This window comes from Pseudonocardia sp. TMWB2A (assembly GCF_017312135.1).
The window spans coordinates 803148-819018 of the sequence record NZ_QKQY01000002.1 but is presented as its reverse complement, the minus strand read 5'-3'; the positions used below and the strand labels follow the sequence as shown (position 1 = coordinate 819018).

Sequence of the window (15871 nt, the reverse complement as noted above, 5' to 3'; positions counted from 1 at the left end):
GGGGCCGCGCGTGCCGCGGCCCGTTGCAGCACTCGTACCGCCCAAGGAGTTCCACCGTGAAGAGCACCGTCGAGCACCTCAGCCCGACGCGCGTCCGGATCAACGTCGAGGTGCCGTTCGACGAGCTCAAGCCCGACTTCGACCGCGCGTACAAGAAGATCGCCCAGCAGGTCCGCATCCCCGGCTTCCGCCCGGGCAAGGCGCCGGCCCGCATCCTGGAGGCCCGGATCGGCCGTGGCCCCGTCCTGGACGAGGTCGTGAACGCCGCGATCCCGGTCAAGTACCAGGAGGCCGTGGTGACGTCCGAGGACGTCAAGCCGATCGGCCGGCCCGACATCGAGGTCACCGAGATCGCCGACGGCGAGCGCATCGCGTTCACCGCCGAGGTCGACGTCCGCCCCGAGATCACCCTCCCCGACCTGGACGGCCTGACCGTCGAGGTCGACGAGACCGAGGTGACCGAGGACGAGGTCACCGAGCAGCTCGACCAGCTGCGCGCCCGGTTCGGCACCCTGGCCGGTGTCGAGCGTCCCGCGCAGTCCGGCGACTACGTCCAGATCGACCTCTCCGCCGCCGTCGACGGCAAGGAGATCGAGGAGGCCACCACCACCGGCTTCTCCTACGAGGTCGGCCAGGGCGGTCTCATCGACGGCATCGACGAGGCCCTCGAGGGCATGTCGGCCGACGAGGAGAAGACCTTCACCTCGAAGCTGGTCGCCGGCGAGCACGCCGACAAGGACGCGGAGATCACCGTCAAGGTGACCACCGTGAAGGAGCGTCACCTCCCCGACGCCGACGACGAGTTCGCCCAGCTGGCCTCGGAGTTCGACACGCTCGACGAGCTGACCGAGAACCTGCGCGAGCGCCTGGGCCGGTCCAAGCGGATGGAGCAGGCCGCGCAGGCCCGCGACCGTCTCCTGGACAAGCTCGTCGAGGACACCGAGGTGCCGCTGCCGGAGTCGGTCGTCGCCGCCGAGGTCGAGACCCGCACCCACGACGCGGTGCACGCCTTCGACCACGACGAGGACAAGTTCGGCGAGTTCCTCTCCTCGCAGGACAAGACCCGCGAGCAGTTCGACACCGAGACGCGCGAGGAGGCCGAGAAGGCCGTCCGCTACCGCCTCGTGCTCGACACCCTGGCCGACCGCGAGGAGATCTCGGTCGGGGACCAGGAGCTCACCGAGCGGATCGTCTACCAGGCCCAGCAGTACGGCATGGCCCCGGAGCAGTTCGTCCAGCAGATCCAGCAGGCCGGCCAGCTCGGCGTGATCTACCAGGACGTCCGCCGCTCCAAGGCGCTCATCACCGCGGTGCGCGCGGCGACCGTCACCCTGCCGGGTGGCGAGGCCGTCGACCTGTCCGACCTGCTCGGGCCGGACGAGGACGAGACCACCGTCGAGGAGATCCCCGCGACCGACGTGGACGGTGCCGACGACACCGCCGACGACGCCACGGACACCACCGCCGACGAGGCCTCCGACAAGGCCGACGCGAAGGCCTGATCGGCGGCCGTCACCCGGCCTCGCACGACACGTCGTGCGCTGTCGGCGAACATCGGGCGTCGTTCCCTACACGGGGCATCCGCTCCGCGTAGGGTCGGCCCCGAACCGGTCCCCAACCGGGACCGTGAACGGGTTCGCAAGACCCGACACCGGAGAACCGAGAGCGATCCAGAGGAAGACTCCGGGACCCTCTCCCGCGGCGTCCGCGCCGCGGGGGTGGGCCCGACTTCGGAAAGCAGGGTGAAGTGAGCCAGCAGGACACCGGCCCGTCCGCGGGCCGCGGCACCGGGCCGCAGATGCGGTCCGGCATCAGCGCGATGTCGCTGTCCGACTCCGTGTACGACCGCCTGCTCCAGCAGCGCATCATCGTGCTCGGTCAGCAGGTGGACGCGGAGATCTCGAACCGCATCGCGGCGCAGATGCTGCTGCTCGCGGCCGAGGACCCGGACAAGGACATCGAGCTCTACATCAACTCGCCCGGTGGCTCGGTCACCGACGGCATGGCCATCTTCGACACGATGAACCTGATCCCGTGCGACGTGGCGACCACGGCGATGGGCATGGCCGCGTCGATGGGGCAGTTCCTGCTGTCGGCGGGAACCCCGGGCAAGCGCTCGGCGCTGCCGCACGCGCGGATCATGATGCACCAGCCGTCCGCGGGCGTCGGCGGCACCGAAGCCGACATCACCATCCAGGCCGAGCAGTTCCGCCGCACCAAGCGGGAGATGGCGGAGCTGATCGCCCAGCACACCGGTCAGTCGGTCGAGACCATCGAGCGCGACTCCGACCGGGACCGCTGGTTCTCCGCGCCGGAGGCCAAGGACTACGGCTTCGTCGACCACGTCGTGACGCACGCCGGGCGGATCGGCGAGCAGAACGGGAGCGACAAGTGAGCACCTTCGACCCGCGCCACCCGGAGTCGATGACCGACCTGCGCGGCCCCGGCGGCTGGGCGCCGGACCCGGCCCGCTCCCGGTACGTGCTCCCGTCGTACGTGGAGCGCACCAGCTACGGGGTCAAGGAGTCGAACCCGTACAACAAGCTCTTCGAGGAGCGCATCATCTTCCTCGGTGAGCAGATCAACGACACCTCGGCGAACGACACCATGGCGCAGCTCCTGGTGCTCGAGTCGCTCGACCCGGACCGCGAGATCTCGCTGTACATCAACTCGCCGGGCGGGTCGTTCACGTCGCTGATGGCGATCTACGACACGATGCAGTTCATCCGCCCCGACATCCAGACCGTCTGCCTCGGGCAGGCGGCGTCGGCCGCGGCCGTGCTGCTGTGCGCGGGCACCCCCGGCCGTCGTATGGCGGTCGAGAACGCCCGCATCCTGATCCACCAGCCGGCCACCCAAGGCGTGTACGGCCAGGTGTCGGACCTGGAGATCCAGGCGGCGGAGATCTCCCGCATCCGCAAGCGGATGGAGGAGGTCATCGCGCGGCACTCGAACCGTTCCGCGGAGCAGGTGCGCGAGGACATCGACCGGGACAAGATCCTGACGGCCGAGGAGGCCAAGGAGTACGGCCTGGTCGACGAGATCGTGCAGAGCCGCAAGCTGTCCGGTACCGCCGGCGGCAAGTGACACCCGGGTCACCGGCGGCCGGTTCCGGCCGCCGGTGACCGCCCGGCGACCCGCCGGGGAACCGGACACCGCTTCCGGTCCCCGTGCGGGCCGCGGGCAGGTACCGTCAACCCGCACGGGGCGACGGGCGCGACGCGAGAACGCCGGACCAGGACTGGGGATCGACACCTATGGCACGCATCGGCGACGGCGGGGACCTGCTCAAGTGCTCGTTCTGCGGGAAGAGCCAGAAGCAGGTCAAGAAGCTCATCGCCGGCCCCGGCGTCTACATCTGCGACGAGTGCATCGATCTCTGCAACGAGATCATCGAGGAGGAGCTGGCCGAGGCCGGTGAGGTCAAGCTCGACGAGCTGCCCAAGCCCACCGAGATCCACGAGTTCCTCGACCAGTACGTCGTCGGTCAGGCCACCACCAAGCGCACGCTGTCGGTGGCGGTCTACAACCACTACAAGCGCATCCAGGCCGGCGAGCGCAGCCGTGCCGCGGGCGGCGACGCCTCCGACGGCATCGAGATCGCCAAGTCGAACATCCTGATGCTCGGCCCCACCGGGTGCGGCAAGACCTACCTGGCGCAGACGCTGGCCAAGATGCTCAACGTCCCGTTCGCCATCGCCGACGCGACCGCCCTCACCGAGGCCGGCTACGTGGGCGAGGACGTCGAGAACATCCTGCTCAAGCTCATCCAGGCCGCCGACTACGACGTGAAGCGCGCCGAGACCGGCATCATCTACATCGACGAGGTCGACAAGATCGCGCGGAAGTCGGAGAACCCGTCGATCACCCGCGACGTGTCCGGCGAGGGCGTGCAGCAGGCGCTGCTGAAGATCCTCGAGGGCACCACCGCGAGCGTCCCGCCGCAGGGCGGCCGCAAGCACCCGCACCAGGAGTTCATCCAGATCGACACGACGAACGTCCTGTTCATCGTGGCCGGCGCCTTCGCCGGGCTGGAGCGGATCATCGGCGAGCGGGTCGGCCAGTCCGGCATCGGCTTCGGCGCCGACATCCGCTCGAAGAAGGACCTGGACTCCGCGGAGCGCTTCGCCGAGACCCTCCCCGAGGACCTGATCAAGTTCGGTCTGATCCCCGAGTTCATCGGCCGGCTGCCGATCGTCGCCTCGGTGACCTCGCTCGACAAGGACGCCCTGGTCAAGATCCTGACCGAGCCGCGGAACGCCCTGGTGAAGCAGTACCGCAAGCTGTTCGAGATGGACGGCGTGGAGCTGGAGTTCGCCGAGGACGCCCTCGACGCCGTCGCCGACCAGGCGATCCTGCGCGGCACCGGCGCCCGTGGCCTGCGGGCGATCATGGAGGAGGTGCTCCTCCCGGTCATGTACGACATCCCCAGCCGCGACGACGTGGCGAAGGTCGTCGTGACCGCGCAGACGGTGAAGGACAACGTCAACCCGACGATCGTCCCGCGCCAGCCGCAGCGCCGGGAGCGCCGCGACCGCTCGGCCTGAGCCGCCGCGAGAACCGACCCGACGCCGGTCCCACCAGCAGGTGGGACCGGCGTTGTCGTTTCGAGACCCGCTCGGGTTGCTGCACCCTTCCGCACTACTTAGCGTTGCTCCGTCAACATACGACGGAGGGGCGACATGTCCGGATTTCTCACGCGGGAGCGCATCGTTGCTCCACCCGGATGGAGCCGTTGGCTCGTCCCACCGGCAGCGCTGTCCATCCACCTGGCGATCGGCCAGGTCTACGCCTGGAGCGTCTTCAAGACCCCGCTGGCAAACGCACTCGACCTGTCGGGCGTCGCCACGGCGCTGCCCTTCACGCTCGGCATCATCATGCTGGGCCTGTCCTCGGCGCTATTCGGCACGAAGGTCGACAGCAACGGCCCGCGCTGGGCGATGGTCGTCGCGTCGAGCTGTTTCGTCGCCGGGTTCCTGATCTCGGGTCTCGGCCTCTACGCCGAGCAGTACTGGCTGGTCGTGCTGGGCTACGGCTTCGTCGGCGGCATCGGCCTGGGCATCGGCTACATCTCGCCGGTCTCCACGCTGATCAAGTGGTTCCCGGACCGCCCGGGCCTGTCCACCGGCCTGGCGATCATGGGCTTCGGCGGCGGCGCGCTCATCGCGACCCCGCTCACGAACTCGCTGCTGTCGGCGTTCGGCGGCTCCGGCGACGGGGCCACCTCGGCCGGCATCGGGTCCACATTCCTCACGATGGGCCTGATCTACCTGGTCTTCATGTCGGTCGGCTGGATCCTCATCCGGGTGCCCGCCGAGGGCTGGACGCCGCCGGGCTGGGACCCGTCGACGGCCAAGAAGAGCGGGATGATCTCGACCGGGAACGTCTCGGCGAACAACGCGATCCGCACGCCGCAGTTCTGGCTGCTGTGGGTCGTGCTGTGCTTCAACGTCACCGCGGGCATCGGCATCCTGGAACGGGCCTCGCCGATCTTCCAGGACTTCTTCGCGGAGAACGGGGCCACGGCCACCCTCGCCGCGGCGGCGGGCGGGTTCGTCGCGATCCTGTCGCTGGCGAACTCGGCCGGGCGCATCGCCTGGTCGTCGCTGTCCGACGTGCTGGGCCGCAAGAACATGTACCGCATCTACCTGGGCGTCGGCGCGCTGCTGTACCTGCTGATCACGCTGATCCCGAACCAGTCGCGGGCGCTGTTCATCGTCGCCGCGGTGCTGATCCTGTCGTTCTACGGCGCCGGGTTCGCCACCGTCCCGGCGTACCTGCGGGACCTGTTCGGCACCTACCAGGTCGGCGCGATCCACGGCCGGCTGCTGACGGCGTGGTCCACCGCGGGCGTCCTCGGCCCGCTGATCGTCAACGCGATCGCCGACGCGCGGATCGAGGCCGGCGTCGAGGGCCCGGCCCGCTACACGACCGCGTTCATCATCATGATCGTGCTGCTGGTCATCGCGTTCGTCTGCAACGAGCTGATCAAGCCGGTCGACGCGAAGCACCACGAGCCGTCCGCAGAGGCGGCCCGGACCCCGACCCAGAAGGAGACCGCGTGAGCAGCGTTGCCGAGACCGGCGGGTCGTCGACCTGGGGGCCGGTGCAGTGGATCGGGGCCGTCCTGGCCTGGGTGTGGGTCGGCGTCCCGTTCGCCTACGGGCTGTACGAGCTCGTCCTGAAGATCCCCGCCCTGTTCGGCTGAGTCTTCGCCCGCCGTTCACCCGTACGGTCCGGTTCGTGATCACTCGTCCGGGTTAGAACGGCGGGCGTGGTTCTCTCCCGACGCTCCCTGTTCCGCACCGCGGCCGCCGGCGGTCTCGCCGGCGCCGCGGCCCTCGCCCTGCCGGGGACGGGTGCGGCCGCACCCGCCCTGGTGCGCTCCGGCCGGCCGGTCCTGACCCACGGCGTCGCCGCCGGTGACGTCCGGCCCGGCTCCGGGCTCGTCTGGACCCGCGCCGACCGGCCGTCGCGGATGGTCGTGGAGGTCGCGGGCTCGCCGGACTTCCGGCGGGCGCTGCGGATCCCCGGCCCGGTGCTGACCCCGGACACCGACCTCACCGGGAAGCTGCGGGTCCCGGCGACGCGGGGACGGGTGCACTACCGCGTCGTCGCCGAGCCGCTCGACGGCGGTCCCGCGAGCGCGCCGCTGACCGGCTCCTTCCGGGCGGTCCCCGGGCGCGGCGAGCCGGTGCGGATCCAGTGGTCCGGCGACGTCGTCGGGCAGGGCTGGGGCATCGACCGCGCCACCGGCGGCATGCGGATCTTCTCCGCGATGGCCGACCGCCACCCCGACCTGTTCCTGCACTCCGGCGACACCGTCTACGCCGACGGCCCGCTCACCGAGACCGTCACGCTGCCCGACGGCCGGGTGTGGCGCAACGAGATGACGCCCGAGAAGGCGAAGGTCGCCGAGACCCTGACCGAGTTCCGCGGCCAGTTCGCCTACAACCTGCGCGACGACAACCTGCGCCGGTTCGCGGCCTCGGTCGGTCAGATCGTGCAGTGGGACGACCACGAGGTCACCAACAACTGGTACCCGGGGGAGATCCTCACCGGTGAGGTGGGGGAGAAGTACACCGAGAAGCGGGTGGACGTGCTCGCGGCCCGCGGGTTCCGCGCGTTCCACGAGTGGCAGCCGGTCGACCCGCGCCTCGCCGTCGACGGACGGGTGTACCGGCGGGTGCCGTTCGGCCCGCACGTCGAGGTGTTCGTGCTGGACATGCGCACCTACCGCAGCGCGAACTCCGCCAACACCGGCCGCGGCGAGCGGATCCTGGAGGAGGCCCAGGCCCGCTGGCTCGTCGACGCGCTCGCGTCCTCCCGGGCGACCTGGAAGATCGTCGCCTCGGACATGCCGATCGGGGTGCTGGTACCCGACGGCGACACCGCCTGGGAGGCCGTCGCCAACGGGGTGCCGGGGCCGCCGAGCGGGCGTGAGTCCGAGATCGCCGGGGTGCTCGCCGGGATCCGCCGGCGGAAGGTTCGCAACGTGGTGTGGGTGACCGCGGACGTGCACTACACCGCCGCCCACCACTACGCCCCCGAGCGCGCCGCGTTCACCGACTTCGACCCGTTCTGGGAGTTCGTCTCCGGCCCGCTGCACGCCGGTGCCTTCGGTCCGAACGAGCTCGACCCGACCTTCGGTCCGCGGGCGGAGTTCGTGCGCGGACCGTCCCGGCAGGGCGCGAGCCCGCTGGAGGGGTTCCAGCACTTCGGGGAGCTCGACATCGCCCCCGACGGGACGACCCTGGAGGTCCACCTGCGCGACCAGGCCGGCGCCTCCCTCTGGACCACCACCCTGCGCCGGACCTGACGACCGCGTCCGCACTCCCCGCGTGGCCGACAGCTGTGCGGCGCCACCGGGGGGTGCCCGCGGGAGGTGACCGGTGTCGTCGCCCGAACCCGCCACGTGGGACGCGGCCTCCTCGGCCTCGGGCCTCCGCGGCCCCCGGCTTCCGCGGCCCCCGGCTTCCGCGGGCCCCGGCTTCCGCGGGCCCAGAGGCCTCTGGCTTCCGCGGCCCCGGCCTCCTCGGCCTCGGCGGCTTCCGGTTTCCGCGGCGTCCGGCCTCCGCGACCGGAGCGGCCGTGGCGGTCACCGGCGGCCCGCCGCACCCGGGCGGAGGTCGTCGCACCCTCCGCGGCGGGTGCGCCGACCCCCGTAGGGGTGCGACAACTCCTCCGGCCACGTCCACACCCCTTGGCGGGCGCCCACACCTGTTGCGACGGGTGTGGACGCCTGCCAGGGGGTGTGGATCCCGGCGGGTGCACGCGCGGGTCCCGGGGACGGAGCCGGGGGTCAGGCGGTCGCGTCGAGCTGGGCGATGACCTTGGTGGGGCGGATCCGGACGACCAGCTCGCCGGGGACGCCGTTGCGCCGGCCGAACTCCTCCGCACGGTCGGCACCCATGTAGCGGCCACCGAGCGCGGTCGCGGTGCGCAGCAGCTCGTCGGGATCCTGGCTGGTCTCGGCGACGCCCTGGACCTGCACGAACCCGTACGGGGGCTCGGGCAGGTCGGCGGTGAGCACGACGCGCGGGTCGCGGGCGATCGCCCGGCCCTTCGCGGTCGCGGCGCCGGTGTTGAACACGATCGCGTCGTCCTCGACGAGGAACCAGACCGGCGCGACGAGCGGGCGCCCGTCCTGCGCGGTCCAGCCGAGCATGCCGGTGCGGGTGCCGTGGGAGAGGAACGCGACGACCTCGTGGCTCAGAGCGGTCATGGAACCGAGCCTAGGGCGCCGCGACCGGCGCCGGGGCGCGCCACGGTGACCGCGGGGCCCGCCGCGGGGGAGGGTGTCGTCATGGACGACCTCCCACCCGGCACCCTGCTCGGCCGTCAGGTCGACGGCGTCACCTGCGGACCGTCGGTGCTGGTCGTGACCGCGGTGCTGACCGGATCCGGGTGGCCCGGCGCCGTGGCCGACCGGTTCGCCGAGGCCCAGCGCACCGCGCACCGGCAGGCCAACCGGCTCTGGCCACGCGCCCTCGGCACCACGCCGTGGGGCATGCGGGCCTGGCTGCACCGGCACGCGCCCGCCGCGGGGCGCTACCGCGTCCGCCCGGCGACCGCGGGTGCGCTGGCTGGGGTGCGCGACGCCGGGGTCCCGGTCCCGCTGCTGGTCGGGTCCGGGTGGCTGCCGCGGCACTGGGTGCTGGTCCTGCCCCCGTCCGGCGACGGCCGGTGGCGCGTCTACGAGCCCGGCTCCGGCCGGGTGCGGGCCGTCGACCCGGAGCTGTTCGGGCAGGGGGACCCGGCCGCCGTCACCGGGCTGCTGGGGTGGCCGCGACCGTGGGCGGTGCTGCTACCCGCCCGGTGATCGCCGGGAGTGGAGCGCCGGGGCGGGTCGGCCGCACCCGCGACTCCACTTCCGGCGATCACCGGGCGGCGGGCCGTGCGGGGGTGCCCGTCCGGCGGGCTGCGACGCGTGTCCCGGTCGCGGGCGCGACGGTGCGGGGGCCGGAAATGCTGTCGGTGTCGACTCGTAGACTTGACATGTGACCGAGACCCTGCCAGCGCGTACCGCCGACCTGCCCGCCAAGTGGACCCCGGGCGAGGTAGAGGGCGACATGTACCGCCGCTGGGTCGACGCCGGGTACTTCCGGGCCGACCCGTCGTCGGACGCCGACCCGTTCTGCATCGTCATCCCGCCGCCGAACGTCACCGGCAGCCTGCACCTGGGCCACGCGATGGACCACACGCTGATCGACGTCCTGACCCGGCGCGCCCGGATGCAGGGGCGCGACGCGCTGTGGCTGCCCGGCATGGACCACGCCGGGATCGCGACCCAGTCGGTCGTCGAGCGGCGGATGGCCGCCGCGGGCGAGCCCGACCGGCACGCGATCGGCCGCGCGGCGTTCGTCGAGAAGGTCTGGGAGTGGAAGGCCGAGTCCGGCGGCTCGATCCTGGGGCAGATGGAGCGCCTCGGGGACGGCGTCGACTGGTCCCGCGAGCGCTTCACCCTCGACGAGGGGCTGTCGCGCGCCGTCGCCACCGTCTTCAAGAAGATGTTCGACGACGGGCTGATCTACCGGGCCGAGCGCCTGGTCAACTGGTCCCCGGCGCTGCGCTCGGCGATCTCGGACATCGAGGTCGACCACATCGAGACCGAGGGTGAGCTCGTCTCGATGCGCTACGGCGACGGGGACGCCTCGGTCGTCGTCGCGACCACCCGGGTCGAGACGATGCTGGGCGACACCGCGGTCGCCGTCCACCCCGACGACGAGCGCTACGCCGCACTGGTCGGCACCGAGATCGAGATGCCGATCACCGGGCGGATGATCCCGGTCGTCGCCGACGACTACGTCGACCCCGAGTTCGGCTCCGGCGCCGTCAAGATCACCCCGGCGCACGACCCGAACGACTTCGAGGTCGGCCGTCGGCACGACCTGCCGATGCCGACGATCATGGACGAGGCCGGCACCATCGCCGGGACCGGCACCCGGTTCGACGGCATGGACCGGTTCGAGGCGCGCGAGGCCATCCGCGAGGAGCTGCGCGCCCAGGGCCGGATCGTCGCCGAGAAGCGTCCCTACCTGCACTCGGTCGGGCACGACTCGCGCACCGGGGTCCCGATCGAGCCGCGGCTGAGCCTGCAGTGGTTCGTCAAGGTCGAGCCGCTCGCCCGGTCCGCGGGCGACGCCGTCCGCTCCGGCGAGACCGTCCTGCACCCGAAGGAGCAGGCCAAGCGGTACTTCGACTGGGTCGACAACATGCACGACTGGACCATCAGCCGTCAGCTGTGGTGGGGGCACCGCATCCCGGTCTGGTACGGCCCGGACGGCGAGGTCGTCTGCGTCGGACCGGACGAGCAGCCGCCGTCGGGCGAGGGCTGGCGCCAGGACCCCGACGTCCTGGACACCTGGTTCTCCTCCGGGCTGTGGCCGTTCTCCACGCTCGGCTGGCCGGACGAGACCCCGGACCTGGAGCGCTACTACCCGAACTCGGTCCTGGTCACCGGCTACGACATCCTGTTCTTCTGGGTCGTCCGGATGATGATGTTCGGGACCTACGTGATGGGGAAGGCCCCGTTCCGCGACGTCTACCTGCACGGGCTCATCCGCGACGAGCACGGCAAGAAGATGTCGAAGTCCAAGGGCAACGTCATCGACCCGCTGGCGCTGATCGACTCCTACGGAGCGGACGCGCTGCGGTTCACCATCGCCCGCGGCTCCAACCCCGGCACCGACATGTCGCTGTCGGAGGAGTGGGTCGCCGGGTCCCGGAACTTCACCACGAAGCTCTGGAACATCACCCGGTTCGCCCTGGCCAAGGGCGCGGACGCCAGCCTGCCGCTGCCCGCGGACGCCGACCGGACCGACGCCGACCGCTGGATCCTGGGCCGGCTCGCCGAGGTCCGCGCGCAGACCGACGAGCTGCTCGACGGCTACCAGTTCGCGAAGGCGACCGAGGGGCTCTACCACTTCGCGTGGGACGAGCTGGCCGACTGGTACGTCGAGCTGTGCAAGACCCAGCTCGACGACCCGGCGACCGAGCCGGGCACCCGGGCGGTCCTCGGGCACGTCCTCGACGCGCTGCTGCGGATGCTGCACCCGATCGCGCCGTTCGTCACCGAGGCGCTGTGGACCGCGCTGACCGGCGGCGAAACCGTCGTGACCGCGGCCTGGCCGACGGCCGAGGGCACCGGCGCGCCGGTCGACGCGGCCGCCACGGCCCGGGTCACCGACGCGCAGAAGGTCATCACCGAGGTCCGCCGGTTCCGCACCGAGCAGGGGCTGCCCGACCGCAAGGCCGTCGCCGCCCGCCTCACCGGCCTCGGCGACGCCGGGCTGGCCGCGCACGAGCGCGCGCTGCGCTTCCTGAACCGCCTCGACCCGGCCGGTGACGACTTCGCCGCCACCGCGAGCTTCGAGGTCGCCACCTCCGGCGGTCCGGTCACCGTCGAGCTGGACACCTCGGGGGCGATCGACGTCGCCGCCGAGCGGGCCCGGCTCGGCAAGGACCTCGCCGTCGCCGAGAAGGAGCGCGACCAGGCGGACAAGAAGCTGACCAACCCGAAGTTCACCGAGAAGGCACCGGCCGAGGTCGTCGACGGGATCCGTGCCCGGCACGCGACCGCCGTCGCCGACATCGACCGCATCACCGCGCGGCTCGCCGCGCTCCCGGAGGCCTGATCCCGCCGTGGCGAAGGAGTACGACGAGTTCGACGACTTCACCGAGGCCGACTCGCCGACCTACGGCGGCGACCGGTGGGCCGAGGGCGGGTTCGGCGACTCGCCCGACGGTGAGCCGTCCGGCGGCGACGCCGAGCAGGAGCAGGACGACGAGCCCGGTGGCGAGGACCGCTCCGACGCCCCCGAGGCGTCCGCCGCGGCACCGGAGGACACCCAGGAGGCCCTGATCGCGGCCGTCCTGGACGAGATCCGCGGCGGGGGAGACCCCGACGTCGTCCCGGCCCAGTCCACGGTGACCGGCTACGCCGAGTTCCTCGCCGTCGACGCGGCGCTGGACCGGCGCTGGCCCGAGTCGGTGATGGAGCCGTCGCTGGAGCGGATGCAGGCCCTGTGCGACGCCCTCGGCGACCCGCAGCGCGGCTACCCGGTCGTGCACCTGACCGGCACCAACGGCAAGACCTCCACCTCCCGGATGGTCGACGCGCTGCTCACCGAGATCGGGCTGCGGACCGGGCGCTACACCAGCCCGCACCTGCAGCGCGCCACCGAGCGGATCAACCTCGACAACCGGCCCGTCACCCCCGAGCGCTATGTCGCGGCCTACCGCGAGGTGGAGCCGCTGGTCGAGCTCGTCGACGCCAAGCGCGGCGACGGGCCCGCGCTCAGCAAGTTCGAGGTGCTCACCGGGATGGCCTTCGCCGCCTTCTCCGACGCCCCGGTCGAGGCCGCGGTGATCGAGGTCGGGCTCGGCGGGCGCTGGGACGCCACCAACGTCGCCGACGCGCACGTCGCCGTCGTCCTGCCGGTGGGGCTCGACCACGCCGAGTACCTCGGCGACGACATCACCGACATCGCCCGCGAGAAGGCCGGGATCATCAAGGAGGGCTCCGTCGCCGTCCTCGCCGCGCAGGACCGGAAGGTCGCCGAGATCCTGCTGGCCCGCTGCGCCGAGGTCGACGCGCAGGTCGCGCGGGAGGGCGCGGAGTTCGGCGTCGTCTCCCGCGAGATCGCCGTCGGCGGGCAGCGCCTGGAGCTGCAGGGCCTGTCCGGCCGCTACGACGAGATCTTCCTGCCGCTGCACGGCGAGCACCAGGCGTCGAACGCGGCGGTCGCGCTGGCCGCGGCCGAGGCGCTCGTCGGCGCCGGCACCGCGCAGCCCCTCGACCCCGACGCGGTCCGCGCCGCGTTCGCCTCGGTCCGCTCACCCGGGCGGCTCGAGCCCGTCGAGGGCGGGCCGGACCGGCCGACCGTGCTGCTCGACGCCGCGCACAACCCGGCCGGGGCGACGGCGCTGGCCGCCGCGCTCGGCACCGAGTTCCGCTTCACCCGGCTGGTCGGCGTGATCGGGGTGCTGGAGGGCAAGGACGCCCGCGGCATCCTGGAGGCACTCCAGCCCGCGCTGCACGAGGTCGTCGTCACCACCAACTCCTCGCCGCGCGCCATGGACCCCGACGCGCTCGGTGCGCTCGCCGCCGAGGTGTTCGGCTCCGAGCGGGTCAGCGTCGAGCCGTCGCTGGCCGAGGCCGTCGAGCAGGCCCGTGAGATCGCCGAGGAGGCGGGCGGGTCCGGGGTCGGCGTCGTCGTCACCGGGTCGGTCGTCACCGTCGGCGAGGCGCGGTCGCTGTTCGGGAAGGAACCGGAGTGAGCGACGTGCCGGGTGTGCCCGAGGGTGTGCGGCCGCCGCCCACCGACCCCATGAAGGGCGCCCGCGGCGTGTTCGCCGCGACGCTGATCCTGGAGGCGATCGTCGTCCTCCTGGCGCTGCTGGTGCTCCCGCGCTTCGGCACCGGGTCGACCGCGCTCGGCTTCGGGGTGGTGGCGGGCATCGCCGTCGCCATGATCCTGGCGTCCGGGGTGCAGCGGCGGCCGTGGGGGCTCACCGCGGCGCTGGTGCTGCAGGGGGCGCTGCTCGTCGCGGCGCTGGTGTTCCTGTCGTCGCTGGTCGTGGTCGCGGTGGTGTTCATCCTCGTGTGGGCGGTCCTGGTCTGGATGCGGCGCGAGGTGGCCCGGCGGATGGCGGCGGGGACGCTGCCGTCGCAGCAGCAGGACTGAGTCCGGCGGTATCACTTCCGGCATCGTCCTCGGTCGTGGCCATGACCCTCCGCCTGACCGATGACGAGTCCGACGCCCTCCGCGCCCGGGCGGAGGCGGAGGGACGCTCCATGCAGGAGGTCGCGCGGTCCGCGGTCCGGGAGTACGTCGCCCGCCACGACCACGACGCCGACGTCGACCACGCAGCCGCATGGGTCACCACGAACTTCCGGGAGGCCCTCGACCGGCTCGGGCGGGCGTGACCCGGTACCTCTCCCTGGTCGACGTCCTGCGGTTCGCCCCGGACGCACTCGGCCAGGAGCCGGTGGTCCGCGACTTCGGTCTGCTCGAGTCCGCGCCGGCCCGGCCGGCGACCGTGCTGTTCGGCCGAGACGCCTATCCGACCGTCCACCTCAAGGCGGCCGCGCTGCTCCAGAGCATCTGCGGCAACCACGCCCTGGTGGACGGCGACAAGCGGCTGGCCTGGGCGACGACGGCGGTGTTCCTGGTACTGAACGGGCATCCGCCGCGGGTCGACCAGGACGCCGTGTTCACGTCGGTGGTCTCGGTGTCCGAGGGCAGTCTGCATGACCTTCCTGGGATCGCCGCCGCGCTGGCGGAGCTCACCGACGAGCCGGAGCCGCCGTCCTGACGGTGGGTGCCGGACCCCCACCGGGTCGTCGCTACCCTGTCGCGCGTGACTGAACGCACTCTCGTCCTGGTCAAGCCCGACGGCGTCGCGCGCAAGCTCGTCGGTGAGGTCGTCTCGCGCATCGAGCGCAAGGGCCTCGGTCTGGTGGCCCTCGACCTGCGCACGGTGGACCGTGAGCTGGCCGCCCAGCACTACGCCGAGCACGACGGCAAGCCCTTCTTCGAGGAGCTGCTGTCGTTCATCACCTCCGGCCCGGTCCTGGCCGCGGTCGTCGAGGGCCCCCGCGCCATCGCCGCCTGGCGGCAGATCGCCGGCGGCACCGACCCGGTGGAGAAGGCCACCCCCGGCAGCATCCGTGGCGACCTCGCCCTGGAGACCGGTTCCAACCTGGTGCACGGCTCGGACTCCCCGGAGTCGGCCGACCGGGAGATCAAGCTCTGGTTCCCGAACCTGTGACCGCAGGCGTCCCGGCCGTCCGCCGGGTCGTCGACCCCCACCCCGGCGCCGCCGCCGCGCTCGGTGACCTCTGGATCGCCGTGACCGAGGCCGGCGGCGCCGTGGACTTCGTGCCCGGCGCCGACCCGGACGAGGTCCGCGCACTGGCGGTCGAGACCGTCGACGCCGCCCGGTCCGGCGCGTCCCGGATGTTCGTGCTGGGGGAGGAGACCGCCCCGCTGGGCACGGTCTTCCTGGTCCCGAACACCGGCATCGCCGCGCACCGCGCCGACGTGCAGCGCCTCATGGTCCGCCCGGCCCTGCAGGGACGTGGTCTCGGCACGGTCCTGCTCGACGCCGCCGTCGCCCACGCCCGGGAGACGGGCCTGGCGATGCTGACCCTCGGCGCCCGCGGCGGCACCCCGCTGCCCGCGTTCTACGCCGCCCGCGGCTTCGTCGAGTACGGCAGGTTGCCCGGCGGGGTGCTGCTCTCCCCGGAGGACGCGCGCGACGTCCACCTGTTCTACCTGCCGCTCGGTTGACCCCCGGCCCGCGGGAAGATCGATTCCCCCCGACGGCCGGATGGCAGAGGCCGTCCCCGCGGTCCACCATGTGG

Annotated in this window: 16 protein-coding genes; 15 read left to right on the top strand and 1 reads right to left on the bottom strand. The window is 72.5% G+C overall.

Features of this window, described 5'->3' with window-relative positions; genetic code table 11:
* The first annotated feature begins 56 nt into the window (after positions 1–56).
* The 7 genes from tig (at position 57) to DMP17_RS18195 (ending at position 7819) form a co-directional block, all read left to right on the top strand.
* The gene (gene tig, locus DMP17_RS18225; RefSeq protein WP_337830159.1) at positions 57–1502 is read left to right on the top strand and encodes a trigger factor; all 1446 of its coding nucleotides are present in this window, start codon (positions 57–59) and stop codon (positions 1500–1502) included.
* Positions 1503–1798: 296 nt separating this feature from the next.
* Positions 1799–2395, top strand: coding sequence for an ATP-dependent Clp protease proteolytic subunit (locus DMP17_RS18220; protein WP_062404398.1), 597 nt, complete (start codon positions 1799–1801; stop codon positions 2393–2395).
* Positions 2396–2424: 29 nt separating this feature from the next.
* On the top strand, positions 2425–3087 hold the full coding sequence (locus tag DMP17_RS18215) for an ATP-dependent Clp protease proteolytic subunit (protein ID WP_226356687.1): 663 nt from the start codon (positions 2425–2427) through the stop codon (positions 3085–3087).
* A gap of 170 nt (positions 3088–3257) precedes the next feature.
* Positions 3258–4547 (top strand): ATP-dependent Clp protease ATP-binding subunit ClpX, encoded by a 1290-nt coding sequence (gene clpX / locus DMP17_RS18210; protein WP_020625701.1) that lies wholly within the window; start codon positions 3258–3260, stop codon positions 4545–4547.
* A 135-nt stretch (positions 4548–4682) separates the two neighbouring features.
* Positions 4683–6065, top strand: coding sequence for an OFA family MFS transporter (locus DMP17_RS18205; protein ID WP_226355873.1), 1383 nt, complete (start codon positions 4683–4685; stop codon positions 6063–6065).
* Positions 6062–6208 (top strand): MFS transporter small subunit, encoded by a 147-nt coding sequence (locus tag DMP17_RS18200; RefSeq protein ID WP_157818505.1) that lies wholly within the window; start codon positions 6062–6064, stop codon positions 6206–6208. Before DMP17_RS18205 ends, DMP17_RS18200 begins: the two co-directional genes overlap by 4 nt.
* A 66-nt stretch (positions 6209–6274) precedes the next feature.
* Positions 6275–7819 (top strand): alkaline phosphatase D family protein, encoded by a 1545-nt coding sequence (locus DMP17_RS18195; protein WP_337830158.1) that lies wholly within the window; start codon positions 6275–6277, stop codon positions 7817–7819.
* 483 nt (positions 7820–8302) lie between these two features.
* Here the strand turns inward: DMP17_RS18195 and DMP17_RS18190 are convergent, their stop codons facing one another.
* The gene (locus tag DMP17_RS18190; protein WP_226365896.1) at positions 8303–8725 is read right to left on the bottom strand and encodes a PPOX class F420-dependent oxidoreductase; all 423 of its coding nucleotides are present in this window, start codon (positions 8723–8725) and stop codon (positions 8303–8305) included.
* An 81-nt stretch (positions 8726–8806) separates the two neighbouring features.
* Between DMP17_RS18190 and DMP17_RS18185 the strand changes: the two genes are divergently transcribed.
* From DMP17_RS18185 to DMP17_RS18150, 8 genes are all read left to right on the top strand, one after another.
* Positions 8807–9322, top strand: a complete 516-nt coding sequence (locus tag DMP17_RS18185) for a hypothetical protein (protein ID WP_337830157.1) — start codon at positions 8807–8809, stop codon at positions 9320–9322.
* A 178-nt stretch (positions 9323–9500) separates the two neighbouring features.
* On the top strand, positions 9501–12137 hold the full coding sequence (locus DMP17_RS18180; RefSeq protein WP_226355877.1) for a valine--tRNA ligase: 2637 nt from the start codon (positions 9501–9503) through the stop codon (positions 12135–12137).
* 7 nt (positions 12138–12144) lie between these two features.
* The gene (locus DMP17_RS18175; RefSeq protein WP_374203839.1) at positions 12145–13782 is read left to right on the top strand and encodes a bifunctional folylpolyglutamate synthase/dihydrofolate synthase; all 1638 of its coding nucleotides are present in this window, start codon (positions 12145–12147) and stop codon (positions 13780–13782) included.
* Positions 13779–14189 carry a DUF4233 domain-containing protein gene (locus DMP17_RS18170; protein WP_307799092.1) on the top strand — a complete coding sequence of 137 codons (411 nt, stop codon included), beginning with the start codon at positions 13779–13781 and terminating at the stop codon, positions 14187–14189. The genes DMP17_RS18175 and DMP17_RS18170 overlap by 4 nt, the downstream gene beginning before the upstream one ends.
* A 41-nt stretch (positions 14190–14230) precedes the next feature.
* Complete coding sequence (locus tag DMP17_RS18165; RefSeq protein WP_337832696.1) at positions 14231–14431, top strand: ribbon-helix-helix protein, CopG family; 201 nt, start codon at positions 14231–14233, stop codon at positions 14429–14431.
* Entirely contained in the window at positions 14428–14820 is a 393-nt protein-coding gene (locus tag DMP17_RS18160) for a type II toxin-antitoxin system death-on-curing family toxin (RefSeq protein WP_226355878.1), read from the top strand. Before DMP17_RS18165 ends, DMP17_RS18160 begins: the two co-directional genes overlap by 4 nt.
* Before the next feature lie 45 nt (positions 14821–14865).
* A complete protein-coding gene (gene ndk, locus DMP17_RS18155; protein ID WP_062404405.1) occupies positions 14866–15276 on the top strand; it encodes a nucleoside-diphosphate kinase in 411 nt (136 codons plus the stop codon).
* Positions 15273–15797, top strand: a complete 525-nt coding sequence (locus tag DMP17_RS18150; RefSeq protein ID WP_226365893.1) for a GNAT family N-acetyltransferase — start codon at positions 15273–15275, stop codon at positions 15795–15797. The genes ndk and DMP17_RS18150 overlap by 4 nt, the downstream gene beginning before the upstream one ends.
* The last annotated feature ends 74 nt before the right edge of the window (positions 15798–15871 follow it).